General features: G+C 50.3%; 19 protein-coding genes. 1 reads left to right on the top strand and 18 read right to left on the bottom strand.

Translation table 11 applies throughout. The features are described from left to right. Positions 1-39: 39 nt before the first annotated feature. From bamA to BMZ51_RS24620, 11 genes are all read right to left on the bottom strand, one after another. A complete protein-coding gene (gene bamA / locus BMZ51_RS11855) occupies positions 40-2,397 on the bottom strand; it encodes an outer membrane protein assembly factor BamA (protein ID WP_068001214.1) in 2,358 nt (785 codons plus the stop codon). Between the two features lie 200 nt (positions 2,398-2,597). Then, positions 2,598-3,734, bottom strand: a complete 1,137-nt coding sequence (gene rseP / locus BMZ51_RS11850; protein WP_068001120.1) for an RIP metalloprotease RseP — start codon at positions 3,732-3,734, stop codon at positions 2,598-2,600. Between the two features lie 37 nt (positions 3,735-3,771). Continuing rightward, positions 3,772-4,944, bottom strand: a complete 1,173-nt coding sequence (gene dxr, locus BMZ51_RS11845) for a 1-deoxy-D-xylulose-5-phosphate reductoisomerase (RefSeq protein WP_068001117.1) — start codon at positions 4,942-4,944, stop codon at positions 3,772-3,774. Between the two features lie 55 nt (positions 4,945-4,999). After that, positions 5,000-5,890: a phosphatidate cytidylyltransferase gene (locus BMZ51_RS11840; RefSeq protein ID WP_068001114.1), complete on the bottom strand. Its 891-nt coding sequence runs from the start codon at positions 5,888-5,890 to the stop codon at positions 5,000-5,002. Then, entirely contained in the window at positions 5,890-6,663 is a 774-nt protein-coding gene (locus tag BMZ51_RS11835) for an isoprenyl transferase (protein ID WP_068001108.1), read from the bottom strand. The genes BMZ51_RS11840 and BMZ51_RS11835 overlap by 1 nt, the downstream gene beginning before the upstream one ends. 23 nt (positions 6,664-6,686) lie before the next feature. Beyond that, positions 6,687-7,244 carry a ribosome recycling factor gene (frr, locus tag BMZ51_RS11830; RefSeq protein ID WP_074882057.1) on the bottom strand — a complete coding sequence of 186 codons (558 nt, stop codon included), beginning with the start codon at positions 7,242-7,244 and terminating at the stop codon, positions 6,687-6,689. A gap of 98 nt (positions 7,245-7,342) precedes the next feature. Continuing rightward, positions 7,343-8,062: a UMP kinase gene (gene pyrH, locus BMZ51_RS11825; protein ID WP_068001105.1), complete on the bottom strand. Its 720-nt coding sequence runs from the start codon at positions 8,060-8,062 to the stop codon at positions 7,343-7,345. Positions 8,063-8,127: 65 nt separating this feature from the next. Continuing rightward, the gene (gene tsf, locus BMZ51_RS11820) at positions 8,128-9,051 is read right to left on the bottom strand and encodes a translation elongation factor Ts (RefSeq protein WP_068001102.1); all 924 of its coding nucleotides are present in this window, start codon (positions 9,049-9,051) and stop codon (positions 8,128-8,130) included. A gap of 168 nt (positions 9,052-9,219) precedes the next feature. Continuing rightward, positions 9,220-10,020: a 30S ribosomal protein S2 gene (rpsB, locus tag BMZ51_RS11815; protein ID WP_068001208.1), complete on the bottom strand. Its 801-nt coding sequence runs from the start codon at positions 10,018-10,020 to the stop codon at positions 9,220-9,222. Positions 10,021-10,619: 599 nt separating this feature from the next. After that, positions 10,620-10,898, bottom strand: a complete 279-nt coding sequence (locus BMZ51_RS11810; protein ID WP_068001100.1) for a hypothetical protein — start codon at positions 10,896-10,898, stop codon at positions 10,620-10,622. A 349-nt stretch (positions 10,899-11,247) separates the two neighbouring features. Continuing rightward, on the bottom strand, positions 11,248-11,373 hold the full coding sequence (locus BMZ51_RS24620) for a hypothetical protein (protein WP_275078190.1): 126 nt from the start codon (positions 11,371-11,373) through the stop codon (positions 11,248-11,250). A gap of 164 nt (positions 11,374-11,537) precedes the next feature. Here BMZ51_RS24620 and BMZ51_RS11805 point away from each other — a divergent pair, with 164 nt between their 5' ends. Beyond that, on the top strand, positions 11,538-12,224 hold the full coding sequence (locus tag BMZ51_RS11805) for a hypothetical protein (RefSeq protein WP_068001096.1): 687 nt from the start codon (positions 11,538-11,540) through the stop codon (positions 12,222-12,224). 105 nt (positions 12,225-12,329) lie between these two features. Here the strand turns inward: BMZ51_RS11805 and dnaE are convergent, their stop codons facing one another. The 7 genes from dnaE to BMZ51_RS11770 form a co-directional block, all read right to left on the bottom strand. Next, entirely contained in the window at positions 12,330-15,764 is a 3,435-nt protein-coding gene (dnaE, locus tag BMZ51_RS11800) for a DNA polymerase III subunit alpha (protein WP_068001093.1), read from the bottom strand. A gap of 576 nt (positions 15,765-16,340) precedes the next feature. After that, complete coding sequence (locus BMZ51_RS11795) at positions 16,341-17,075, bottom strand: ABC transporter ATP-binding protein (protein WP_068001089.1); 735 nt, start codon at positions 17,073-17,075, stop codon at positions 16,341-16,343. Continuing rightward, positions 17,072-18,295, bottom strand: a complete 1,224-nt coding sequence (locus tag BMZ51_RS11790) for a lipoprotein-releasing ABC transporter permease subunit (protein WP_068001204.1) — start codon at positions 18,293-18,295, stop codon at positions 17,072-17,074. The genes BMZ51_RS11795 and BMZ51_RS11790 overlap by 4 nt, the downstream gene beginning before the upstream one ends. A 226-nt stretch (positions 18,296-18,521) precedes the next feature. Continuing rightward, a complete protein-coding gene (proS, locus tag BMZ51_RS11785) occupies positions 18,522-19,847 on the bottom strand; it encodes a proline--tRNA ligase (protein WP_068001085.1) in 1,326 nt (441 codons plus the stop codon). A gap of 718 nt (positions 19,848-20,565) precedes the next feature. Continuing rightward, a complete protein-coding gene (locus BMZ51_RS11780) occupies positions 20,566-20,844 on the bottom strand; it encodes a DUF1467 family protein (RefSeq protein WP_068001083.1) in 279 nt (92 codons plus the stop codon). Positions 20,845-20,986: 142 nt separating this feature from the next. Continuing rightward, positions 20,987-21,391 carry a methylmalonyl-CoA epimerase gene (mce, locus tag BMZ51_RS11775; RefSeq protein ID WP_068001079.1) on the bottom strand — a complete coding sequence of 135 codons (405 nt, stop codon included), beginning with the start codon at positions 21,389-21,391 and terminating at the stop codon, positions 20,987-20,989. A gap of 142 nt (positions 21,392-21,533) precedes the next feature. Next, on the bottom strand, positions 21,534-23,201 hold the full coding sequence (locus BMZ51_RS11770) for a ribonuclease J (RefSeq protein ID WP_068001076.1): 1,668 nt from the start codon (positions 23,199-23,201) through the stop codon (positions 21,534-21,536). Positions 23,202-23,237: the final 36 nt, after the last annotated feature.

The raw sequence follows: 23,237 nt of genomic DNA, 5'->3' as shown, positions 1-23,237 counted from the left end.
AGGGTGTCGGCGACCGATTATAATCAAATTTTGGCTAGATCAGAAGCGTGTACCACCACTGAGCTTGAATACCTGCGTTTCATCAACATCGTTTTTGAGGACAGGCCAAGCAAAATCAGCACGCAGCGGTCCAAACGGGGACTGCCACAACACACCGAAGCCAACTGAGGCACGCAGATAGAAGTCTTCAGACTGAACGGTATTCCCGATCACATTAGAAAGATCGCTATCAATGCCCCAAAGGGAACCAGCATCAGCAAAGACCGCACCTGACAAACCAAGCTCTTCTGGGAAGACTGGGAATGGGAACTGACCTTCAACGGTACCAGCTACGAAGTACTTACCACCAAGCGCATCGCCGCCAACGGAATCACGCGGGCCGTAACCATTGCTCTCAAAGCCACGGATAACCTCCGGTGAGCCTTGGAACTGATCAGTCACACGCAGACGATTACCGATAGATTCGATATAGCCAGCAGAACCCTTCACGAAGCCGAGGAGACCCCATTCAGGATAAAGTTCTTGGAACGCACTACCCTTAAGCTGACCACGAGCATACTGAGATATACCACCAAGTCCCGCAACTTCCTGCTCATAGGAAACGACCACACCATCGCGAGGAGACAGGTTGTTATCCAGTGTATTGTAGACGAAGGAGAAACCTGCCAGAGAAGTTGTGTACTGACCCAAAGAGTCACACACACCAAGAGACACATCCTCAGCACAGTCATTAATGTCTGTGGAGTCGCTACGAGAAAGATCGCGCTGGTAAAGCTTGTAGAACAGGTTGAGCGTCAACTCGTCTTCACGAAGCGGAAGACCGAAGTTCACAGCACCACCAGTTGTCTGCTCTTCATAAGCACGTGTGCTGTTTTGGTCGTAAACGCGACGATACACATCCAGACCAGCAGAGATACGGCGACCCATGAAGAATGGTTCAACGAACTTGAACTCGTACTTTTGGTTGTCGGTACCACCACCAACAGCAGCTTTAACGTACTGACCACGACCAAGGAAGTTGCGCTCAGTGATAGAGATATCACCAATCACACCGTCAGAAGTGGAGTAACCAACGCCGAATGAAACTTCACCGGTTGGCTGCTCTTCAACATCCACGTTAATGATCACACGGTCAGGGGCACTGCCCTGCTGGCGCGTAATGCGAACGCTTTGGAAATATTGTGTATTTTGCAGACGACGTTCAGCTTTATCCAGCAGGATGCGGTTATAAGCATCCCCTTCTGCCAGATCGAATTCACGACGGATCACATATTCACGAGTACGGTCGTTACCGCGCACGTTAATACGTTCAACGTAAACCCGAGGACCTTCTTCGATCAGGTAAGTGATCGAAACAGTCTTGTTCTCGTAATCACGCTCGCCGCGAGGACGAACCTGCGCAAATGCGTAACCTGCTTTGGAAACTTCCAGCGTCAAAGCCTCAAGTGTCTTCTCAACTTCCAAAGAGTTGTAAGTATCACCGGACTGAGTGCGTACGTATTGACGCATTGCTTCAGGATCAATTGCTGACAAAGACGTATCAACGCCGATATCACCGAATTCGTAGCGCTCACCCTCATCAACAGTGAACGTCACATAAAAAATGTTCTGCTCACGGTCCAGGTCAGCAACGGCCGAAACGATACGGAAGTCTGCATAGCCCTTCTGGTAGTAGAACTGACGCAAAGACTCTTCGTCTACATTGAGACGGTCAGGGTCATACACATCGGTTGTACGCAACCAGCCAAGGAATCCACTTTCGCGCGTCTGAATCTGCTCACGCAGGTAACCATCTGAGAACGCTTTGTTACCGATGAAGGAAATACGGGCAACGCCAGTCTTGTCACCTTCTTCGATCTCAAACACCAAGTCGACACGATTATTCGCGCGCTCAATAATCTTTGGCTCCACAGACGCACGGTAACGACCAGAGCGACGGTAAGCTTCAAGAAGGTTTTGAGCATCAGACTGAACACGCGCCCGTGTAAGCATGGAGCGTTCGGACGAACGAACAACAGACTTCAAAGCATCATCTGCCAGTCGCTTGTTACCCTCAAAGGAAATCCGACCGATAACCGGATTTTCTTTCACATCAACAATAAGCGTGCTGCCGCGTTGACCGATAGATACATCAGCAAACAAACCAGTCGCGTAAAGCGTTGTCAGGCTCTCATCGATATCAATGGCAGAAAACGATTTCCCCGGACGAATAGTCAGGTAGTCACGAACTGTCTCGTCTTCGACACGCGTCGCACCGTTGACAACAATTTTGTTAACCACTGCGGCCCGAGCAACTCCCGCTCCGATGAGCGGAGTTCCCACTGGAGCAACTGTACTAGTTGCTGCAACGGCGATTGCCAAAAGAGACACACGTGACAGGTTCTTAAATGACTGCATAGAATTGCTATGCCTTTTATTTTCAGTCTGAAGTTGCATTAGTCCCCTGATCCTTTGATCACTAATGCGTTTCAGGGTAATGGATAGAATCTGAAACACCTAGGAACTTTGTACAAGGTTTTCAGAGTAAAGCAAGGCACTTCAACTGGATTTAATGCAATTTGCCCAATCCTTTGCCTAAATTTAATCATGCAACTTACCTAAGAGCCGATTATCGATCGCAGATCATTCCATGTTGCAAATACCATTAGTAGTAGAACCAGTGTGATTCCAATACGGAACCCGAAATCCTGCAGTTTCTCGCTCAACGGCTTCCCCCTTACAATCTCTATGATGTAGTACAGCAAGTGCCCCCCATCCAGCATGGGAACGGGCATAAGGTTAAGTAAACCGATAGATATAGACAAAACTGCGGTGAGGTTAATTAGTGGTAAAATACCATGGGTCGCAACTTGCCCGGAGATTTGCGCCACACGAATCGGCCCCCCGAGTTGATCCGGGTCTTCTTTCCCTAGGAACAGGCCGCCAATATAGCCCAATGTCCTATCAAGAATATACCAGGTCTCCTTCACCCCTTCACCCAGGGCTTCCACGGGGCCAAAACGCTTAACTATGATATCTTGTTCAGATGTGTTCCGTTGAATACCGAGTATTCCGACCTTCTGCGTATTCCCGAACCCATCACTAATTTCTTTAAGTTCCGGTGTCGCAGTCAAACGCTCAATCGCATTTCCACGCTCAACATCAATTTCAATCGGAATACCCGCGCTTGCAGTCACAATGCGCTGAACGTCATTGAAGCTCTCGACGGGCGTGCCATCAATGGCGACGATAAGGTCTCCCGGCTGCAAGCCAGCCACCTGCGCAGCACTGTCAGGGCTTACCTGATCCACGCGCGGCAACGTCTCGTACTTTCCAAGGAAAGCAAACATTCCTGCAAAAATGACAATCGCAAGAATGAAGTTTGCGATAGGTCCGGCAGCTACGACAGCCGACCGCTGCCACGGATTCTTTGCAAAGAACGCACTTTTACGTGTGTCCTCATCCATTTGGGATTGACCGTCACGATCAGGCAAGCTTGCAGCATTCTCATCACCTGAGAACTTCACATAGCCGCCAAGCGGTATTGCGCATACTTTCCAGCGCGTTCCGTGCTTATCATTGCGCCCAAGCAGTTCAGGTCCAAACCCGACTGAAAACGCAAGGACTTTTACCCCGCACCAGCGCGCAACCAAAAAATGTCCAAGCTCATGAAAAAACACGACCACGGTAAGCACAGCCAAAAATGGGATGATGACTCCAAGCGAACCACCCAGAACTGAACTCAGAACGTCCATGCGAACAGCCTTACCTTATTCTCAAAAGGGAACCGAACTAAGCGGCCATCTTCCCTATAACTTCGTTTGCAACTCGACGTGCCATCTGATCCAACTGAAGAATCTCCTCCAGCTGATCTGAACAATCTAGCCTATTTTCCGCTTGAAGCCGATTCAGAACATCCTCAAGAAGTTCAGGAATCTGCAAAAAGCCGATATGACCGCGAAGAAATGCATCGACCGCCACTTCATCAGCAGCATTAAAAACTGTCCCAGCGCCGTCACCAAGTGCCATCACATGGCGGGCAAGAGAAAGCGCAGGAAAACGGCTTAAATCGGGCTTTTCAAAGTCCAGACGACCAATCATCCCCAGATCAAGCTCTGCAACAGGCGCACTCTTACGGGTGGGGTAAGACAAGCAATGCGCAATTGGACCGCACATATCCGGAACTGACATATGGGCCAATAGTGACCCGTCACAATATCTAACCATCCCATGGACAATAGATTGTGGATGGACCAAAACATCCAACTGATCAGGCTCAACTGGGAACAGATGATAGGCCTCGATCAGCTCCAGCCCCTTATTGACCATAGAGGCACTGTCGATGGTAATGCGCTGTCCCATGGACCAGTTAGGGTGCTTAAGCGCCCTCTCCGGCGTCGCAACGCGCATCTCATCGAGTGTCGATGTTCGAAATGGGCCGCCAGACGCAGTTAAAATGACTTTATCAACGGCTTTGGGTTCATCTTGCTCAAACACCTGAAAGATGGCGTTGTGCTCTGAATCCATCGGCAACAACTTTGAGCCATGCTTCTCCGCCAGCGCACATACAAGAGAGCCAGCACAAACCATGGTCTCCTTGTTAGCAAGCGCAATGTTACTGCCTGCTTTAATACCCGCAACAGTCGGCTCAAGCCCTGTTGCTCCGACCATAGCGGAGACCAGCACATCGACCTTGCGGCGCGCAACCTCAAGCACAGCCTCACGGCCAGCACTCACCTCAACATCAGTGTCAGATAGCGCATCTTTCAACGCCTCAAATTTTGTTGAATCTCCAATGACGGCCCGTTTTGCGCCAGTTTCCCGGCAAGCTTGGGCAAGTCCAGCCACGTTGCTACCAGCAACAAGGGCATCAACCTCATAGCGCTCAGGGCTGTGTGCGATAACTTTGAGCGTACTGGTACCAACCGATCCGGTCGCTCCCAGGACAGACAGTGTCTTTGTCATTTAAACAACCCTTGCAAATCAACAAAATCGCAGGTGGACCTGAAAATTGCCCGCATCACGAGGCAAACAGCATCAAGCCTGCGTTTGGATCGAACAGCTGCCCACCCAGCATAACACCAATCACATAGGAGAACACCGCAGCGGCGACAAGACCATCAACCCGGTCGAGCAAACCACCGTGACCAGGGATAAGGCGGCTGGAGTCCTTAACTTTAAAGCGGCGCTTCAGTGAGCTTTCAAAGAGATCCCCAAGCTGCGACACAGCAGAAAGCACCACAGCTAACGCGAAGGCCCACAGCAACTGCGTACCGCCAGCAAACGCAACAAAGCCCATTCCTAACAGCGACGAAAAGGCAATGCCGCCCAGAGCGCCGCTCCAGGTCTTATTCGGCGAAACAGCAGGCCAAAGTTTAGGACCACCAAAGCTACGCCCGCAGACATAGGCGCCAATATCCGTTCCCCAAACAACGAGGAAGAGGTAAATGATGAAGAAAAGCCCCTCATCCCCCTGCCGCAGGCTCAGTAAAGCGACAAGAGAAAGACCAGCGTAAAGATAGCCGTGGCTCAGCCAGCGCGCGGACCGATCAAAACCACCGGCGCCATAAAGGACCAACGCTCCGACAACCAACCCAGCTGCGATCCATATCGGCTCGGCCAGATAGTAAGCGTATCCAATAAAAAGAAGTAATACATAACCCAGTAAAGCAATGGGTCTGAGTGTATTTTGCAGGATAATCCGGTGCCATTCCCAGTAAACGATCAGCATACCCAACAGCGCAAGGCCAGCAAACCAGAAACCACCTGCCCAGGTCAGAACAAGTGCGATAGGAGCAAGAATAACGGCAGAAAGTGCGCGTAAAAGCAAATCCGGATTGGCATTCAAAACACGCCGAACAATTCCCCCGGATGAACTTTCAGAATTGTTCTGATTTTTTTGATCAGGCATCACGTCCCAGTCGCGTCACAGCTCAGACCCCCATACCGTCGATCACGGTTAGAAAACGCCAGCAAAGCATCATCAAAGGCATCTGAATCGAACTCAGGCCAGGGCGCAGGAGCAAAATAGAATTCGGCATAGGCTGCCTGCCACAACAGGAAGTTAGAAAGCCTTTGCTCCCCCCCCGTGCGGACAATGAGATCCGGATCTGGAATATCTTTGGTATCCAGACAGGCACTGACATCATCCTCCACGATGTCAGCAGCGTTCAACTCGCCAGCTTCCACGCGCTCAGCCAGCACGCGCACCGCACGAACATATTCGTCCCGTGCACCATAGTTAAAAGCAATAACCAAAACCAGGCCTGTACAATGCGCGGTCTTTTCCTCCGCATCATTCAACAGGACCTGCATGGATTTATCGAGGTTTTCCCGACTTCCGATCACACGAACTTTAACATTAGCCTGCACAAGCTCAGCCAAATCGTCGTGCACGAACCGTCGCAGCAAACCAATCAGGAAAGAGACTTCCTGCTGTGGGCGCGACCAGTTCTCGGAGGAAAAACTAAAAAGCGTCAGATAGGAGATTCCGCGCTTTTGCGCGTGTTTGACGGCAGCGCGCAGTGTTTTCACACCGCGACGATGCCCTTCAGTACGCGGGAGACCACGACGCACAGCCCAACGGCCATTGCCGTCCATAATAATGGCGACATGACGAGGCACATTCAAAAGTCCGATCTCGGAATTTGCGTCCACGGCCTGAAATTCTACGCTCGCCGTCATATAGCCCCCGCTCTCAAACAGGATTAAACCTGCTTGATCTCCTGTTCTTTCTTAGCAAGGACGGTTTCGACCTCACTAATGATGTCGTCAGTCATCTTCTGAATCTTATCAGAAGCAACACGCGCATCGTCTTCACTCATGTCACCAGCTTTTTCGAGCTTTTTAATGGAATCCATTCCATCACGGCGAACATGACGTGCAGCGATCTTTGCTTGTTCCGCAAATTTATGCGCAACTTTGACCAGTTCATGACGACGCTCTTCATTGAGCTCAGGAATCGGCAAACGCAGAACCATTCCATCCACAACCGGATTCAAACCGAGGTTTGATTCACGGATAGCCTTTTCAGTTGCCTGCATCATAGAACGATCCCAGACCTGAACAGAAATCATGCGAGACTCAGGAACGCTCACAGTAGCCACCTGGTTGATCGGCATTGGAGAACCGTAAGCATCAACAGTGATCTTATCCAGCATACTTGCAGAAGCACGACCAGTACGAAGACCAGTAAACTCATGTTTCAAAGCTGCAACAGCACCACTCATGCGGCGGTCAATATCGCCATAGTCAAGCTCAGCCATAATTTCCTCTTTCGCATATATTTTAAAGGATCGGCCTCCCTTAAAAAGAAACCGACCCTGGTCATCATTCCAACTGCCAAACGCCAGATCAGCGTCTATTAGTCTTCAATGACCGTAAACAGCCCCTGTCCGCGCAGCACATTCACAAGTGCGCCAGACGTCTTGATGGAAAAGACAACTACAGGAATAGAGTTGTCTCGGGCAAGTGCAATTGCAGCCGCATCCATGACTTTGAGGTTCTTTTCAAGAACTTCCCCCGGTGTAAGCGTGTCAAAACGCTTTGCATCCGGCTTTAGCTTAGGGTCAGCATCATAAACGCCGTCCACACTCGTCCCCTTCAGGAACACATTGCACTGCATTTCAGCAGCACGCAAAGCCGCACCAGAATCAGTTGTAAAGAACGGATTACCCGTACCACCGGCAAACAAGATAACGTCACCATCTTCCATGTAACGCTCTGCACCGCGCTGAGTAAAGCTCTCACATATGGAAGGAACCGGAACTGCGGACAGCACACGCGCCTGAATGCCTTTTTTATTCAAAGCATCGGCAAGCGTGAGCGAATTCATAATGGTTGCCAGCATACCCATGTGGTCGCCAGTAACACGATTGCCGCCCTTAGCAGACAATGCAACACCACGGAAGATGTTACCGCCACCGACAACAATACCAAATTGTGCGCCCAGGTTTACAGCTTCAGATATTTCCTCAGCAACCCGCTCAACCACCTTCGGGTCGATACCAAATTGCTGATCGCCCATCAGCGCTTCCCCTGAAAGCTTCAAAAGAACCCGTTTCCAGCGAACACCCTCAGACATAGTAAACCTCTTCTTATGCATCCAGATACAAAGAGGGCGTCGACAGAGTCGACGCCCTCAATAAATTAGTTACCAGCAGCAGCCGCAACTTCAGCTGCGAAATCTGTTTCTTCTTTTTCAATACCTTCACCAAGGGCAATGCGAACAAAGCCCGTGAGTTTGATAGGAGAACCAATTTCTTTAGCAGCTTCTTCAACGGCCTTCTCTACAGTCAGATCAGGGTTGATAACGAAAGACTGCTTAACCAGTGTAACTTCTTCATAGAACTTACGCAGGCGACCTTCAACCATCTTTTCGATGATGCTTTCAGGCTTACCAGACTCACGAGCCTGTTCCATGTAAACTGCGCGCTCACGCTCAACAGCGTCTGCGTCCAGCTCATCAGTGCTCAGCGCCATTGGGTTTGTAGCTGCAACGTGCATTGCAATCTGCTTACCAAGAGCTGCCAGCTTGTCTGCATCGCCTGCAGATTCAAGAGCAACAAGAACACCGATTTTGCCAAGGCCTTCGCCTGCAGCGTTGTGCATGTAAGAAGCAACAACGCCTTCAGACACGGACAAGCCAGCAGAACGACGAAGGGTCATGTTTTCACCGATGGTGCCAACAGCTTCCTTCAGTTCGCCTTCAACGCTCTTGTCAGAACCTGGGTAAGATGCGGCTGCAAGCTTTTCTACGTCACCGTCAACGCTCAGTGCAGTTGCGGCAATGTCGCGAACCAGCTTCTGAAAGTTTTCGTTACGCGCAACAAAATCAGTTTCGGAGTTAACCTCAACAACGACAGCTTTGTTACCTTCAGCTACAACTGCAACAAGACCCTCAGCCGCAACGCGGCCAGCCTTTTTAGCAGCCTTTGCAAGGCCTTTGGTGCGCAGCCAGTCAACTGCTGCTTCCATATCACCGCCTGTTTCTTTCAGGGCAGCTTTACAATCCATCATGCCAGCACCGCTTGTTTCGCGGAGCTCTTTTACCATAGCAGCGGTAATGCTCATGTTAGCCTCATGGACGGGAGTGTGTCATAAAAAATCAGAGGAAACCGACTTCCCTACGGCTCCATCCGATTGATCGCATAGCGACAGCGGCAATCCTGCGAATCTCGCGAGAAAGGCCACATATAAACTGGAGGGGAAGCGCATAAATGCGCTTCCCAAAAGAAAGCCTTAGCCTTCGCTCTTGTCAGCAACAACTGCTTCAACAGCAGCTTCTTCAGCAAGAACTGGCTCTTCAAGGAGTTCTTCAGATTCGCCAAGATCGATACCCATAGAACCGGATGCGCGTGCGATGCCGTCAATAGCAGCGCGAGCGATCAGATCGGTGTAAAGGGTAATTGCACGACCAGCATCATCGTTACCCGGAACTGGGTAAGTGATGCCGTCTGGATCACAGTTGGAATCCAGGATCGCAGCAACCGGAATGCCCAGACGACGAGCTTCCTGAATAGCATTTGCTTCACGGTTGGTGTCGATAACAAAGATCAGGTCGGGAATACCGCCCATGTCTTTAATACCGCCAAGGTTACGCTCAAGCTTCTGACGCTCACGGTCAAGGAACAAACGCTCCTTCTTGGTCATGCGGTTTGCATCACCACCGTCAAGCAGTTCTTCAACTTTACGCAGACGCTGAATGGACTGAGAGATCGTCTTCCAGTTGGTCAGCATGCCGCCGAGCCAACGCGCGTTCACGTAGTACTGAGCAGAGTTGCGAGCAGCTTCTGCAACAGCTTCTTGAGCCTGGCGCTTGGTGCCAACCAAAAGAACGCGACCACCAGCAGCAACAGTATCAGACACAGCTTTAAGAGCCTGGTGCAGAAGTGGAACTGTCTGACCAAGATCAAGGATGTGAATGTTATTGCGAACGCCAAAGATGTAGTTGTTCATCTTTGGATTCCAGCGGTGCTTCTGGTGACCAAAATGGACGCCAGCTTCAAGCAGCTGACGCATAGTAAAATCAGGCAATGCCATGCCGTTATTCTCCATAGTTTTCCGGTTTAATCCTCCGCAGGGCAGCACTTGCGTGCAACTCTCTAACCGGATGGAGTTCACCATGTAGGCAAACCCCGCCCTGCGTGCGGGATGGTGGGCTTATAGAACCCCTTTTCAAGAAGATCAAGCACCCAAGACTTAAGATCAACATATAGGCTTGAATTAGCAAATCAGACGCCCTTTCCCGCAGTCATGCAACCGGAAAGCTTACTCCTTAGACCGAAGTAACGAGACGCGAAACCAAACTGTTAGAGACTGACGCAAGCGCAAGCACAAAACCTTCAGCAACTCCACTCAGGAACTGATAAATCTCGGTAGAAAACATTAACACTCATGGTGTTCAGCGTGACTTACCTAGCGCCAAGGCCCAAATAGTAATGAACGCATCCATCTAACAAGATGAAATGAAGGAAAGTCCATTAGCAGAGTTCCGCCCTCAAACCACCAAGCACACCTGAATAGCTATATCCCGCAGCACCCTCACATTTCAAATTCGACACGCAATCAAAATTCATTCAACAAGCATCGAACAATCCTGATATTGCAACTTCCAATACTGCTCTGGTAGATACCGAGACTTAGTCTTTCCGCCTTTGAATTCTGTTTTGCTCTTCGAGTTCTTCATAATTCTTGCGAAGAAAATACAAAATCTGCGCAGCCGCAATAAAACCCAAACCTGTAATCATCCCTGTACCGGCGGTAAAGAATAAAGCTGTAACAGCGGCCCAAAAGTTATACGATCCCATCGCGGCTATGAAGCCGACTGCAAATGATATTAGGGATATGGCAATAATAATCATGCCAACAATATAAAAAATTCTAACAACAGTATTTGGCCTATCTTCAACATAGCGCATATCAATCTCCCCACAGTTGATGTGAGAGGCTCCCGTCAGCTAACAGTCAATGTGAAAACCAAGATTAGCACCCTCAATGGTAGAGCTATCAATACACGCGCAACTTATAAAGGTGGTTGCATGGTATTTTATGGGGAACGAGGCGGTTATTTGCCGATACTCATTATCTGTTGTGTCAGAACGAGCGGCGACTGGCCAACAATACCCGCGAGTACGTTATCAAGGAGAAAAATCCGTCTTTCAGCATGATCGTTGCTATGGAAAGTACCTGTCAGCGGACCTAGTAAAACCCACTGCATATATTCAGCGGGGTTGTTTAATAACTTGCACAAACCAAAGCCTAAGACATCTACACGTCCATCACACCTGGCAGTGTCTTCAACGCGCCAGAAAGTTGTGGTGAGAGCTGATAATTGCCTGGAAATTTGACCTCTACTTCGCGCTGACCGTTATCCAACAGCACAACGCAACTCATCTCGCCATTCGGCTCTGTTTACGCAACTTAGAATTTTACCGCTTTAACCGCAGCAACCAGCTGCTAAATCAAACTGTGGGTATGCGCATTACACATTATATTTTTTGAAAAAACCATGATTAACAAATTAACAACAAAAAGACTCAATTCGGGCATATTTTAAAATGGCACTAAACAAACTGATAGTAGCAGCGCTTGTGACTTTGACATTGGGCGGCTGCGCCAAAACCGTCAAGCTTTCGGACATTGATGCAAAGACGATCTCCAAATCCTCTGTGAAGCCCGTCAAAAACCGACATGTGAGAGAAGACCACTTCAACACCCATGGCGTCCAGCATGGCCTGCTGGGTATTGTTGTAACCACAGCCATGAATGCAGCCTCTGGCGCCTATGGCGAGATGGCCTCCATTCCCGCAGCCAAACACGATCCTCAAACCGCCATGCGCGACCGGTTGACCAAATATCTGCAGAGCACCCACAAGTTCCGCTTTAAGGGCACGATCAAGGGCCCATATAGCAAACCGACCATCAGCGAGGAAAAACGCGCAAAAGCTCTTACAAAGCTCGCCAGAGAAACCGGTTACTCTGGTTATTACTTGGATGTATCAACAGTCATCTATCAGTCAGAAATGCAGGGCGCAGGCTGGTTCGCAAATCTCTCTTACCGTTACCGCGGACGCGCACTCCTGGTTTCCGCCAAGGATGGCAAAATCCTCGCTGCCTCAACCTGCAACGTTATTGATCATGCCGATTTAACTGATCTGGCTGAGCAAGGACAAAGGCGCGTAGACCGCTTCGCCAGAAACCTTGGCTACGCCTGCGCTGAACAGGTCATCCAGAAGATCTTTTAGTGTCGGTGCAGTTAGCATGAACACCAATAAACGCAACATGCCCTAAAATAGCAAACCCCGCCGAACATCTTCAGCGGGGTTCTTTTTTGCATATCCCGAAGCAGACTAAGACATCTGAACGTCCATCACACCTGGCAGTGTCTTCAACGCGCCAGAAAGTTGTGGCGAGAGCTGATAGTTGCCCGGAAGTTTGACCTCCACTTCGCGCTGACCGTTATCCAACAGTACAACGCAGCTCACCTCGCCATCGCCCCCCCGGCGCAACTGGCGCTTCAGACTTTGTATCGGCTCATCTGAATTAAGGAAGACCCGCAAGGTCCGATGCACCCTGCCAGCCACCTTCTCCAATGGTTCCACCTGAGAAATACGCACACTCACTTCATCATCGCGCATGTCAGCTTGAACGAGCAGCACAACAGATTGCCCCGGCTCAAGCAAATCACGACACTGATTAAGCGTCTCAGAAAAAAGAACTGCTTCGTATTGCCCTGTCGGATCTGAAATTCGCACAATACCCATTTGGTTCCCGGTACGGGTCTTGCGCTCTTGTTTTGCAGTTACAGTCCCAGCCAAACGCCCGGCAGAAGAGCCTGCTTTGACTGATCGCTCAAAGTCCTTCCAAAGCTGCACGCGCAACTTGGTGAACAAGTTGTGATATTCATCAAGCGGATGGGCAGAAATATAAAACCCAACCGCAGCATACTCTTTTTGCAAACGCTCAGATGGAAGCCACGGATCAGTAGGGTTGAGAATGAGCGGCTCAGGCGCACTATCTCCGCCAAAAAAGTCATTTTGCCCAGAGGTTTTATTCTCCTCCGTACGCTGCGCCATACCAACAATGCGCTCCAGACCATCCAGCAACTGTGCACGGTTGGCGTTCATTTCATCAAAAGCGCCTGCAGCAATAAGGTTTTCGATAGTACGCTTATTAAGAACCTTAGGACTGATGCGCGTTGCAAAGTCAGCCATGTCAGCAAAAGGCTTGTCCCCGCGCACCTCTACGATATGCTCAACCGCTTGCTCACCGACACCCTTAATCGCCCCCATGGCGTAGACAATCTTTCCATCTAGAACATCAAAATGCACACCAGATTTATTGACTGAAGGGGGCACAACCTCAATGCCCATACGCAGAGCTTCCTGGCGAAAATCACTGAGCTTATCTGTATTTCCAAGGTCGAGCGTCATGATGCCAGCGAGAAACTCAACCGGATAGTTCGCCTTTAACCAAGCTGTTTGATAGGCCACCAGCGCATAGGCTGCCGCGTGAGATTTGTTGAAGCCGTAGTTTGCAAACTTAGCAACAAGGTCGTAGATCATTCCGGCCTGATCTTTATTGACCTCTTGCGCAACGGCCCCTTCCACAAACCGCGCCCTCTGAATTTCCATTTCAGCGGCAATCTTTTTACCCATCGCACGGCGCAGCAAATCCGCTTCACCAAGGGAGTAGCCAGACAACACCTGGGCGATCTGCATCACCTGTTCCTGATAAACGATAATGCCGTTCGTTTCAGTCAGGATAGGTTCAAGAAGCGGGTGAAGGTAGTCCGGCTCTTGCTCTCCATGTTTAACAGCGTTGTAGATTGGAATATTATCCATTGGGCCGGGCCGGTACAGCGCCACCAACGCAATAATATCCTCAAACCTGTCAGGCCGCATCCCAGCAATCGCCCGCCGCATGCCCTGACTTTCCAGCTGGAACACGCCAACGGTCTCACTGGCGGCAAGCAGCTTATAAGTTGCAGGGTCATCAATCGGGATTTCTTCAATCTTTACGTTGATACCACGCTTTTTGATATGCGCCACAGCTGTATCAATAACCGTAAGTGTTTTCAGGCCAAGAAAGTCAAACTTAACAAGACCGGCAGCCTCCACCCACTTCATATTGAACTGCGCGACAGGCATGTCGGAACGCGGATCGCGGTACAGTGGGACAAGCTGTTCTAACGGGCGGTCCCCGATAACAACACCTGCCGCGTGGGTTGAAGCGTGACGATAAAGCCCTTCCAGCTTTTGCGCCATCTTCAAGAGGCGATCAACCACCTCCTCCTGCTTTGTCGCTTCGCGCAATCGCGGCTCTTGTTCAAGCGCCTCGCTCAAAGTCACAGGGTTAGCGGGGTTGCCTGGAACAAGCTTACTAAGACGATCCACCTGGCCATAGGGCATCTGCAAGACACGCCCCACATCGCGCAGCACAGCCTTGGCCTGCAACGTTCCAAAGGTAATGATCTGCGCAACCTGCTCGCGGCCATACTTGCGCTGAACATAACGGATCACCTCTTCTCGCCTATTCTGGCAAAAATCGATATCAAAATCCGGCATGGAAACGCGGTCTGGATTCAGAAAACGTTCAAACAGCAATGAGAACCGCATCGGATCCAGGTCGGTAATGGTCAAAGACCAGGCAACAAGCGAACCAGCACCAGAGCCACGACCAGGGCCCACCGGGATATCCTGCCCTTTTGCCCACTTAATAAAGTCAGCAACGATCAGGAAGTAACCTGGGAATTTCATCCGAATGATGATGCCCAGCTCGTAATCCAACCGGTCCCAGTAATCTTTTTCTTCAAGGTCAGGCGCAAGTCCGTGCAGGTCTAAACGTGCACGCAGCCCCTCTTTCGCCTGACGGGTCAACTCATCTGATTCAGCGCGCTCAGCCTCCTCGCCATCTGCATCAGCACCTGCAAATCGGGGCAAAATAGGTGCTCGTTTCAGTGGCCGATAATGACACCGGCGTGCAATATTGACCGAATTCTCCAACGCTTCCGGTAGGTCAGAAAACAGCTCCATCATTTGCTGGCGTGTTTTAAAGCAATGGTCCGGCGTCAACTGCCGTCGATCAGTCTCAACAATCACACGCCCTTCTGAGATCGCAATGAGAGCATCATGTGCCTCATAATCATCAGGATTGGGAAAAAATGATTCATTGGTCGCAACAATGGGGATACTTAAAGCATAGGCAAGGTTAAGGAGCTCGGCCTCAACATCTTCCTCACCTTTCATATTGTGGCGCTGCAGCTCCACATAAAGGCGATCCCCAAACACACCCTTCAAAACTTCCAAACGGGACTTTGCGAGCGCGCCTTCACCTTCAAGCAACAGTGAGTTGATGGGCCCTTCGCTAGCACCTGTCAACGCAATCACACCCGCGGATTTATCCAGCACGCGGGCAAGAGGCACACTCGCCTTAAGACCCGGCTCGGTGTCCAAAAATGCGCGGGACACAAGGTCCATCAGGTTTTCGTAGCCTTGTTCGTTGACTGCCAGAAGCACCAAGTCACTGACAGCTTCATCCCCAACAGCGTCAGGCTGGTCACCAAAATTAACGCAAACCTGACACCCGACAATGGGCTGCAGCCCAGAGCCAAACGCTTTTTCCGAAAACTCCAGAGCCCCAAAAAGGTTCCCGCTATCGGTAATTGCAAGAGCAGGTTGCTCATCCTTGGACGCAAGATCAATCAGCTTGCCTATGGGCAAAGCCCCTTCCAGCAAAGAAAATGCAGAATGAACGCGAAGATGGACAAAGCCTGGAGATGACATCTTGAACCTTTTAGTTCGCTGAATATGAGCGACAGTAACACCTCATTTGGAGGAGCCTAAAGCAAAATGCAATTCTGGAAAAAAATGGAAGGTCGGTTATCCCGAGTTTCCCAAAGGTTCTCCCCTTTAACGCGCAGTATAAAGCCTAGGGCAAGATACGCGTCAAAGCCTCTCCCCAGATCAAACAACTGCTACCAAAAAGGACAACAGAACCGAATGCAGCAGCTTCGCGCAGAATATATGCCATAATGAACACCCACTAATTTGAACACTATTTGTACATGCTATGTTCCACAAATGTTCTATTTCACACAACCCCCAAAATAGCCCAGTTGTCCGGTTGGTTAATGATCTGTTTATGTAAGCAAGACAGGCAAACGCCAACCACTAATGGCCGAGAATTTCAGCCTTTCAAGTCAAACAGTTAACTGATTCATTTGCGTTAATACTTCTGGGGAATTACGCGCGGCAGCCCATAGCGAATGCGCTTTACATTGGTCAATGGCGAGGAGAAATATGGGAGAACATTGTCAAAATACAAAAATGCCAGCGAGGACATCGCTGGCACTTGAAACATTATGGAAGCTCGACAACCTTGCCGTCTTTGAGCGTTATTCGCCGGTCCATTTGCTTGGCGATATCAAGGTTATGCGTCGCAAGCAGTGCAGCAACTCCTGAGGCACGCACCAACGCAGTAAGCGCCTCAAACACATACTGCGATGTTTTGGGGTCCAAATTGCCGGTTGGCTCATCGGCAAGCAGAACACGAGGGGCATTTGCAACTGCGCGAGCAATCGCGACACGCTGCTGTTCACCACCAGACAGCTCTGCCGGGCGATGTGTCTCGCGATCCGTCAACCGCATATATGAGAGCAACTGCCGCGCCCGCTCTTCTGCATCCTTGCGCTTCAACCCGCAAATCATCTGCGGCAACGCAATATTTTCCAAAGCAGTAAATTCAGGAAGGAGCTGATGAAACTGATAAACAAATCCAATATCTGTGCGCCGAATAGCAGTGCGCGCTTCATCGTTGAGCTTGGAACATTCCCGCCCACCAATCATGATTTCGCCACTCTGCGGTTTTTCAAGCAGGCCAGCAAGGTGCATCAGTGTTGATTTTCCGGCACCAGAAGGCGCAACAAGGGCAACCATCTCCCCTTCATAAAGGTTCAGGTCTGCGCCCTTTAAGATTTCAAGTTTACTCGCACCCTCATCAAAACTTCTGGAAACGCCTTGCAGACTCAATACAGGAACACGCTCCTCGCCGTTCAGAGACACGCCTTCCACCGGTTTTGTTGGTTTATTCATCATTCGTAGCGCAAAGCCTCAACAGGATCGAGCCGGGCTGCACGCCAGGCAGGGTATATCGTAGCCAGCAAGCTCAAAACGAGAGCCATGAGAACAACACTCGCCGTTTCACCGGTATCCATCTCAGCTGGCAACTTCGACAAGAAATAAAGTTCAGGCGAAAACAGCTCTGTTGACGTCATCCAGGAAATTGCCTGACGAATGCTTTCAATATTCCAGCACACCAGCGTCCCCAGCAAAAATCCGGCAAATGTTCCGATGGTTCCAATACTTGCACCAGTGATGATAAAAATCCGCATGACAGCGCCACGGGTCGCACCCATCGTGCGTAACACTGCGATATCGCGGCCCTTATCTTTCACCAGCATAGTCATGCCTGAAATGATATTCAAAGCAGCCACAAGCACAATCAGTGTCAAAATCAGGAACATAACGTTGCGCTCAACTTCAAGCGCAGAGAAGAACGTCATATTGCGTTGACGCCAGTCAGAAACAAAGACAGGTCGTTCTGCGGCCTCTTCAATGAGCGGGCGCAATGGGCCAACGGCATCTGGGTCATCGGCATAAACCTCAATACCCGTAGCCAGGCCCTCCTTATTGAAATAAAGCTGCGCTTCGTTGAATGGCATGAAAGCGATCGTACCATCATACTCGCTCATGCCGATCTGGAAAATCGCAGAGACGGGATAGGCCTTCACACGCGGCGTCATACCCATTGGGGTTATACTGCCGCGCGGTGTAATCACACGCACGCTGTCGCCAATGCTCACGCCAAGCTGGCGAGCAAGACGCGACCCGATTGCGATGCCATCACCTTCATCAAACCCATCAAGCGTTCCCAGCAACACATTGTCGGAAACAAGGCTCAACTTATCAAGGTCAGACTTGCGTACACCGCGAAACAATGCCCCAAGGTCAGCACCGGGGCCCGAAATCATTGCCTGCCCTTCAACAAAAGGCATAGCAAAGTCAACGCCATCAATACCGGTCAGTTTAAGAGTGGTTTCATCAAAGTCATTGAGCGGACTATCAATGGGCTGCACCAGAACGTGACCGTTGATACCCAGAATTTTCGTCAGCAACTCAGTGCGAAACCCATTCATGACCGCCATGACGATGATCAAGGTCGCAACACCAAGCGTGATCCCAAGGAAAGAAAGGCCGGCAATAATAGAAATGAATGTTTCTTTGCGTCTTGAACGTAAATACCGCCCTGCCAGCATCCACTCAAAGGGTGCAAACCACCGTGTCCTGCCGGGATGAGCCGCCTGAAACTCTGCCGTCATACTCCACAAGTCTCCGTTTCCGCCCGTCCGCTCAAAATCCCCCTGCATAGAGGAGGTAAGGCGGAGTGCGCCATATGTGCTGGCTAAAGACCCGGCAACCGCACAGTCGCCGAATCCTGTCTCTACCCACGAATTTAGAGGATACCCCTAACGCGCACTGATATCAGCCCTTTAAGGCAGAAATCAGTTTGTTCACAGCTGCTTCTGGGGTCATCATTTCGCGTTCCCCTGTTGCGCGGTCTTTCACTTCAACTTCACCGCTCTTCAATCCGCGCGGACCAACCACCAACTGGTAAGGCAATCCGATCAGATCCATACTCGCAAACTTTGCGCCTGCACTGGTTTTGCGGTCATCAAACAGCACTTCGACACCGGCTTTTTCGAGCTCACCATAAAGGCTCTCACAAACCTCATCACACTCAGATCCCACTTTCATGTTGATCAAACCAACATGGAAAGGAGCAACTTCTTTTGGCCAAACGATACCATTGTCATCGTGACAGGCTTCAATGATAGCACCCAAAAGACGAGAGACGCCGATGCCGTAAGAGCCCATGTGAACGGGCGTTTCCTTGCCTTCAGCCGTCATAACCTTGGCGCCCATAGGCTCAGAGTATTTCGTGCCGAAGTAGAAGATATGGCCAACTTCAATGCCGCGTGCCGAGACCTTTTTGTCTTCTGCAACAGCTTCAAACGCTGCTTCATCATGCATTTCATCAGTTGCCGCATAAGGCGTGGTCCACTGATCGATAATGCCGGATAGATCGCTATTAAAGTCGATATTTTCCTCAGGAATCGGCAGTTCAAGAATGTCCTTATCAAGGAACACTTCACTCTCACCGGTAGACGCCAACACAATAAACTCATGTGAAAGGTCGCCGCCGATTGGTCCAGTATCAGCCTTCATCGGAATTGCGGTCAGCCCCATACGCGAGAATGTACGCAAGTAAGCGACAAACATGCGTTGGTAGGATTCAGTTGCGCGTTCTTTGTCCAGGTCGAAGGAGTATGCGTCTTTCATCAGGAATTCACGGCCACGCATGATCCCAAAGCGAGGGCGCACCTCATCACGGAACTTCCACTGGATATGGTACAGGTTCAACGGCAGGTCTTTGTAAGAGCGTACATAACTGCGGAAGATGTCGGTAACCATCTCCTCGTTGGTCGGACCAAACAGCATGTCGCGCCCATGACGATCCTCAATGCGCAGCATTTCCTTGCCGTAGGCATCATAACGCCCGCTTTCACGCCACAAATCAGCAGACTGGATTGTAGGCATGAGCAACTGGACAGCGCCGGAGCGATTCTGCTCCTCTTCAACAATACGCTGGATCTTGTTCAGCACACGATGGCCCAGAGGCAGCCATGCATAAATCCCGGCTGACTGTTGACGGATCATACCCGCACGCAGCATCAGGCGGTGCGAAACGATCTCGGCTTCTTTCGGTGTTTCCTTCAAAATAGGCAGGAAATATCGGGACAAACGCATTAGCTCAACTCTTCAGTTTTTAAGGCTAGTAAGCTCAGCATTACCGCCGAACTTCTTTTCTATGCCTTCTTAGCAACCAGAACGCCTGTTGTAACTGCCAACATGGCTATATGCCAATTTTCTATGAGACATTTCCCCATGCCTGCGGGTTTGGTATGCTTATTATCGTTTCAGACCGCAGAAATTCTCAATTATGTCGCCGAAAAATTAGGCAAGCAAAAAATTGCGGCGAAGTGATACAAAATAGTGACAAACCCAAATCATTAGGCTAGTGTCGCCTCCAACAACAAAAACAACACCTTTAAGCGGTGTTGCTAAGTATCGCGATCTTTAGTCTTGGGAGGAACGTTCTCGGGCGCCCGTTTGGTTGCAGCCGGCACTCTACGCAAGTGCAAAGAGAACATTTAGACGCGGAACTCGTATTTATAGCAAGGCCTCGGCCTTGCTTTTTTTTTGCAAAATCCCGCCATACTTGCGCACTCAAACTAAGCGAAATCGAGCCTACTGCCCTCATTCCAACCGCATACCCTAACTACTGCAGTCTTCAATCCCAATTGGAAAGGCCAGCGCCCAAAACGATAGCGCACGTAAAACGCAAAAAAGCGATTCCAACGAACCGCTTTTTGAAAGTTCACATCACCGCACGCCACTTAACTAATCATGTAGTACACTAGATTGTGATCGCAAGAGATTGTTATATATAACAAATTCAACACTCTTAAGACGGAGCATTACCCATAATCCGGTCAACCAGTGGGAACAGCTTTGCTCCAAGGCCGGATTCCATAAAGAAATAGAACGCCACGAACACAATGGTCGTCACCACCGTATTGATAATCACCTTCTTCAACATCTGAGGATGTTTGGGAGCGCTTTCAGCTGTTCCAGGAACAACCTCACCCTCTTCAATCTGGGTTCGTATACCAAACGGCAAGATGGCGAGAAACAAGATCCACCACATCATAAAATAGACGGCAACTAAAAGAGGGGTGGCCATACGTGCAGCTCCTGAGGTTTCTTTTTATACGAAGTTTCTAGCTTCGCTCTTTTAACACAAAGAAACCAACAAAATACAGGTTATTACCTAGCCTGCCCTGCCAAAGACAAGGACTTAACGAGTTTTTGCCAGATCAAGGCGATCAGGCTTGTTCCAGCTCGGTCAGCGTTCCTAGGAAGTCTTTGGGATGCAGGAACAGCACCAACTTACCATGTGCGCCAATTTTAGGCTCACCATCTCCCAAAATCCGGGCACCATTGGCAACCAGCTGATCACGCGCGGCGATGATATCATCGACTTCATAACAAATGTGGTGGATACCACCTTGTGTATTGCGCTCCAGAAATTTGGAAATTGGGGAGTTTTCGCCGAGAGGCTCCAACAACTCAATCTTGGTGTTGGGCAAGTCAATGAAGACCGTCGAAACGCCGTGGTCCGGCTGAGCAACTTTTTCAGAAGCAATGCCGCCCAGAGCATCACGATAGACTTTAAGGCCCTCGTCCATATCCAGGACTGCAATCGCTACGTGGTTCAAACGTCCAATCATGACGTATCCTTCCCTAAAAACATGAGTAGCTAAGGAACAGATTTACAGCACAATGTCTATTTGCCCAAAAGTCAAAGGCCGCAGACGATCCCCTCGCCCACGGCCTTTGTAAACATCATTCACTGTGAAAAGTCAGTTGGCGCTAAACACGCTGAACCAATGCCTTGCACAATGGCTTTTTGCCCCAGTGCTCAACAACAGCATAGCGACCGGCCCGCCGCGCAGCCTCACGCACCAGCTCCACATCACGGCGACGGCTTTTGGGAATGGAGATCACCGCTCCATACACCGCATCGCGAACTGCATCTTCAAACGGAGTTCCATTTTCTGTTTCATCCGGCATACCAAACAAAACCACATCAATATCGCCGAGCAGCTCTCCGCGGCCATCAACGATCAAAGAAACGGTCACACACCCTCCGTAGGAGAGCTTACGACGTTCCTGAACCCCGGTCTCTTCCGGAGGAGCCATCAAGTGGCCATCGCGAACAATAATACCAGCGGGCGCTTCGTCAATAACCTTCAAGCCACCTGGGTGCAGACGAACCATGTCACCATCGCGGATGATTTTGACATCCTTGACACCTTTGCCGCGCGCAAAGCTTTCATGGCACTTCAAATGCAACGGTTCGCCGTGCACAGGAAGAACCTTCTTAGGACGCACCAGGTTATAAACCTGATCCAGTTCACCACGACGCGGATGGCCAGATACGTGCACAAGCGCATCACGATCTGTAATCACGCGCAGGCCCTGCTCGATCAATTGGTTGATTATCCCGGACACGGCCTTTTCATTGCCTGGAATCGTCCGGCTGGAAAAGATTACAGTATCACCGGCTGACAACGCGACCTGACGGTGCTGGTCGCCAGCGATCCGTGCCATCGCAGCACGGGCTTCACCTTGAGACCCGGTGCACAGCGCAACAACTTTATCGCGGGGCAAAGAGCCGTAGGTTTCTTCATCGCGAAACGGTGCAAGCCCATCCAGATAGCCAAGGTCGCGGGCAATTTCCACAGTACGCTGCATGCTACGGCCAATGACAACAATCTCGCGCTCAGCAGCCATCGCCGCTTCTGCCACCGCACGCATACGCGCCACGTTAGAAGCAAAAGTCGTTACAGCAACACGATGAGGCGCGGCTTGAATGAGCTTGGTCAGCTCTTCTTTTACATCCGCTTCACTCGGGCTGACACCATCACGCACCGCGTTGGTACTGTCGCAAACGAAAACATCAACGCCTTCATCGCCCAGTTCACGCAAGCGTTGAAGATCAATTGCTTTACCAACACCCGGAGTGAGATCGATTTTCCAGTCACCGGAATGCAATACAAGCTGCCCACCAACACGGATCGCCAGAGCACACGGCTCAGGGATCGAGTGGGTCATGGTCACCATCTCAACATCAAACGGACCAGTTTGAAAACGGTCGCCCTGATTGACAACGGTTACAGGGATCTCGTAGTCCGCCCCATCGCCAGCCAGCTTGGCTTCCAGCAAGCGCGCAGTAAACTCTGTAGCAAAGACCGGCAGTTCCAAACGCTTCCACAGATAGGTCAGCGCACCATAGTGATCTTCATGGGCATGCGTAATAACAATCCCGTCAATACGCGAGCGTTCCTCTTCCAGAAAACGAATATCAGGAAGAACGAGATCCACACCCGGCAACTCCGGCCCGGCAAACGAAATTCCAAAATCAACAATCAACCAGCGTCGGTCATCCTCCGGCCCATATCCATAAAGGCCAAGGTTCATACCAATTTCGCCAACACCGCCCAAAGGCAGGAATACGAGCTCTTGTGTGCTCGACATTATATTCTCCTTGAAATCCTATGGGACCTGCGGCTT

This window comes from Pseudovibrio axinellae (assembly GCF_900110875.1).
Taxonomy (GTDB): Bacteria; Pseudomonadota; Alphaproteobacteria; order Rhizobiales; family Stappiaceae; genus Pseudovibrio; species Pseudovibrio axinellae.
This window is presented reverse-complemented; position numbering and strand designations above follow the sequence as displayed.

What these genes read in the sequence shown, in the direction of transcription:
- bamA (WP_068001214.1), bottom strand. Translation starts at nt 2,397, where the DNA reads ATGCAGTCATTTAAGAACCTGTCACGTGTGTCTCTTTTGGCAATCGCC.
- rseP (WP_068001120.1), bottom strand. Translation starts at nt 3,734, where the DNA reads ATGGACGTTCTGAGTTCAGTTCTGGGTGGTTCGCTTGGAGTCATCATC.
- dxr (WP_068001117.1), bottom strand. Translation starts at nt 4,944, where the DNA reads ATGACAAAGACACTGTCTGTCCTGGGAGCGACCGGATCGGTTGGTACC.
- BMZ51_RS11840 (WP_068001114.1), bottom strand. Translation starts at nt 5,890, where the DNA reads ATGCCTGATCAAAAAAATCAGAACAATTCTGAAAGTTCATCCGGGGGA.
- BMZ51_RS11835 (WP_068001108.1), bottom strand. Translation starts at nt 6,663, where the DNA reads ATGACGGCGAGCGTAGAATTTCAGGCCGTGGACGCAAATTCCGAGATC.
- frr (WP_074882057.1), bottom strand. Translation starts at nt 7,244, where the DNA reads ATGGCTGAGCTTGACTATGGCGATATTGACCGCCGCATGAGTGGTGCT.
- pyrH (WP_068001105.1), bottom strand. Translation starts at nt 8,062, where the DNA reads ATGTCTGAGGGTGTTCGCTGGAAACGGGTTCTTTTGAAGCTTTCAGGG.
- tsf (WP_068001102.1), bottom strand. Translation starts at nt 9,051, where the DNA reads ATGAGCATTACCGCTGCTATGGTAAAAGAGCTCCGCGAAACAAGCGGT.
- rpsB (WP_068001208.1), bottom strand. Translation starts at nt 10,020, where the DNA reads ATGGCATTGCCTGATTTTACTATGCGTCAGCTGCTTGAAGCTGGCGTC.
- BMZ51_RS11810 (WP_068001100.1), bottom strand. Translation starts at nt 10,898, where the DNA reads ATGCGCTATGTTGAAGATAGGCCAAATACTGTTGTTAGAATTTTTTAT.
- BMZ51_RS24620 (WP_275078190.1), bottom strand. Translation starts at nt 11,373, where the DNA reads ATGAGTTGCGTTGTGCTGTTGGATAACGGTCAGCGCGAAGTAGAGGTC.
- BMZ51_RS11805 (WP_068001096.1), top strand. Translation starts at nt 11,538, where the DNA reads ATGGCACTAAACAAACTGATAGTAGCAGCGCTTGTGACTTTGACATTG.
- dnaE (WP_068001093.1), bottom strand. Translation starts at nt 15,764, where the DNA reads ATGTCATCTCCAGGCTTTGTCCATCTTCGCGTTCATTCTGCATTTTCT.
- BMZ51_RS11795 (WP_068001089.1), bottom strand. Translation starts at nt 17,075, where the DNA reads ATGATGAATAAACCAACAAAACCGGTGGAAGGCGTGTCTCTGAACGGC.
- BMZ51_RS11790 (WP_068001204.1), bottom strand. Translation starts at nt 18,295, where the DNA reads ATGCTGGCAGGGCGGTATTTACGTTCAAGACGCAAAGAAACATTCATT.
- proS (WP_068001085.1), bottom strand. Translation starts at nt 19,847, where the DNA reads ATGCGTTTGTCCCGATATTTCCTGCCTATTTTGAAGGAAACACCGAAA.
- BMZ51_RS11780 (WP_068001083.1), bottom strand. Translation starts at nt 20,844, where the DNA reads ATGGCCACCCCTCTTTTAGTTGCCGTCTATTTTATGATGTGGTGGATC.
- mce (WP_068001079.1), bottom strand. Translation starts at nt 21,391, where the DNA reads ATGATTGGACGTTTGAACCACGTAGCGATTGCAGTCCTGGATATGGAC.
- BMZ51_RS11770 (WP_068001076.1), bottom strand. Translation starts at nt 23,201, where the DNA reads ATGTCGAGCACACAAGAGCTCGTATTCCTGCCTTTGGGCGGTGTTGGC.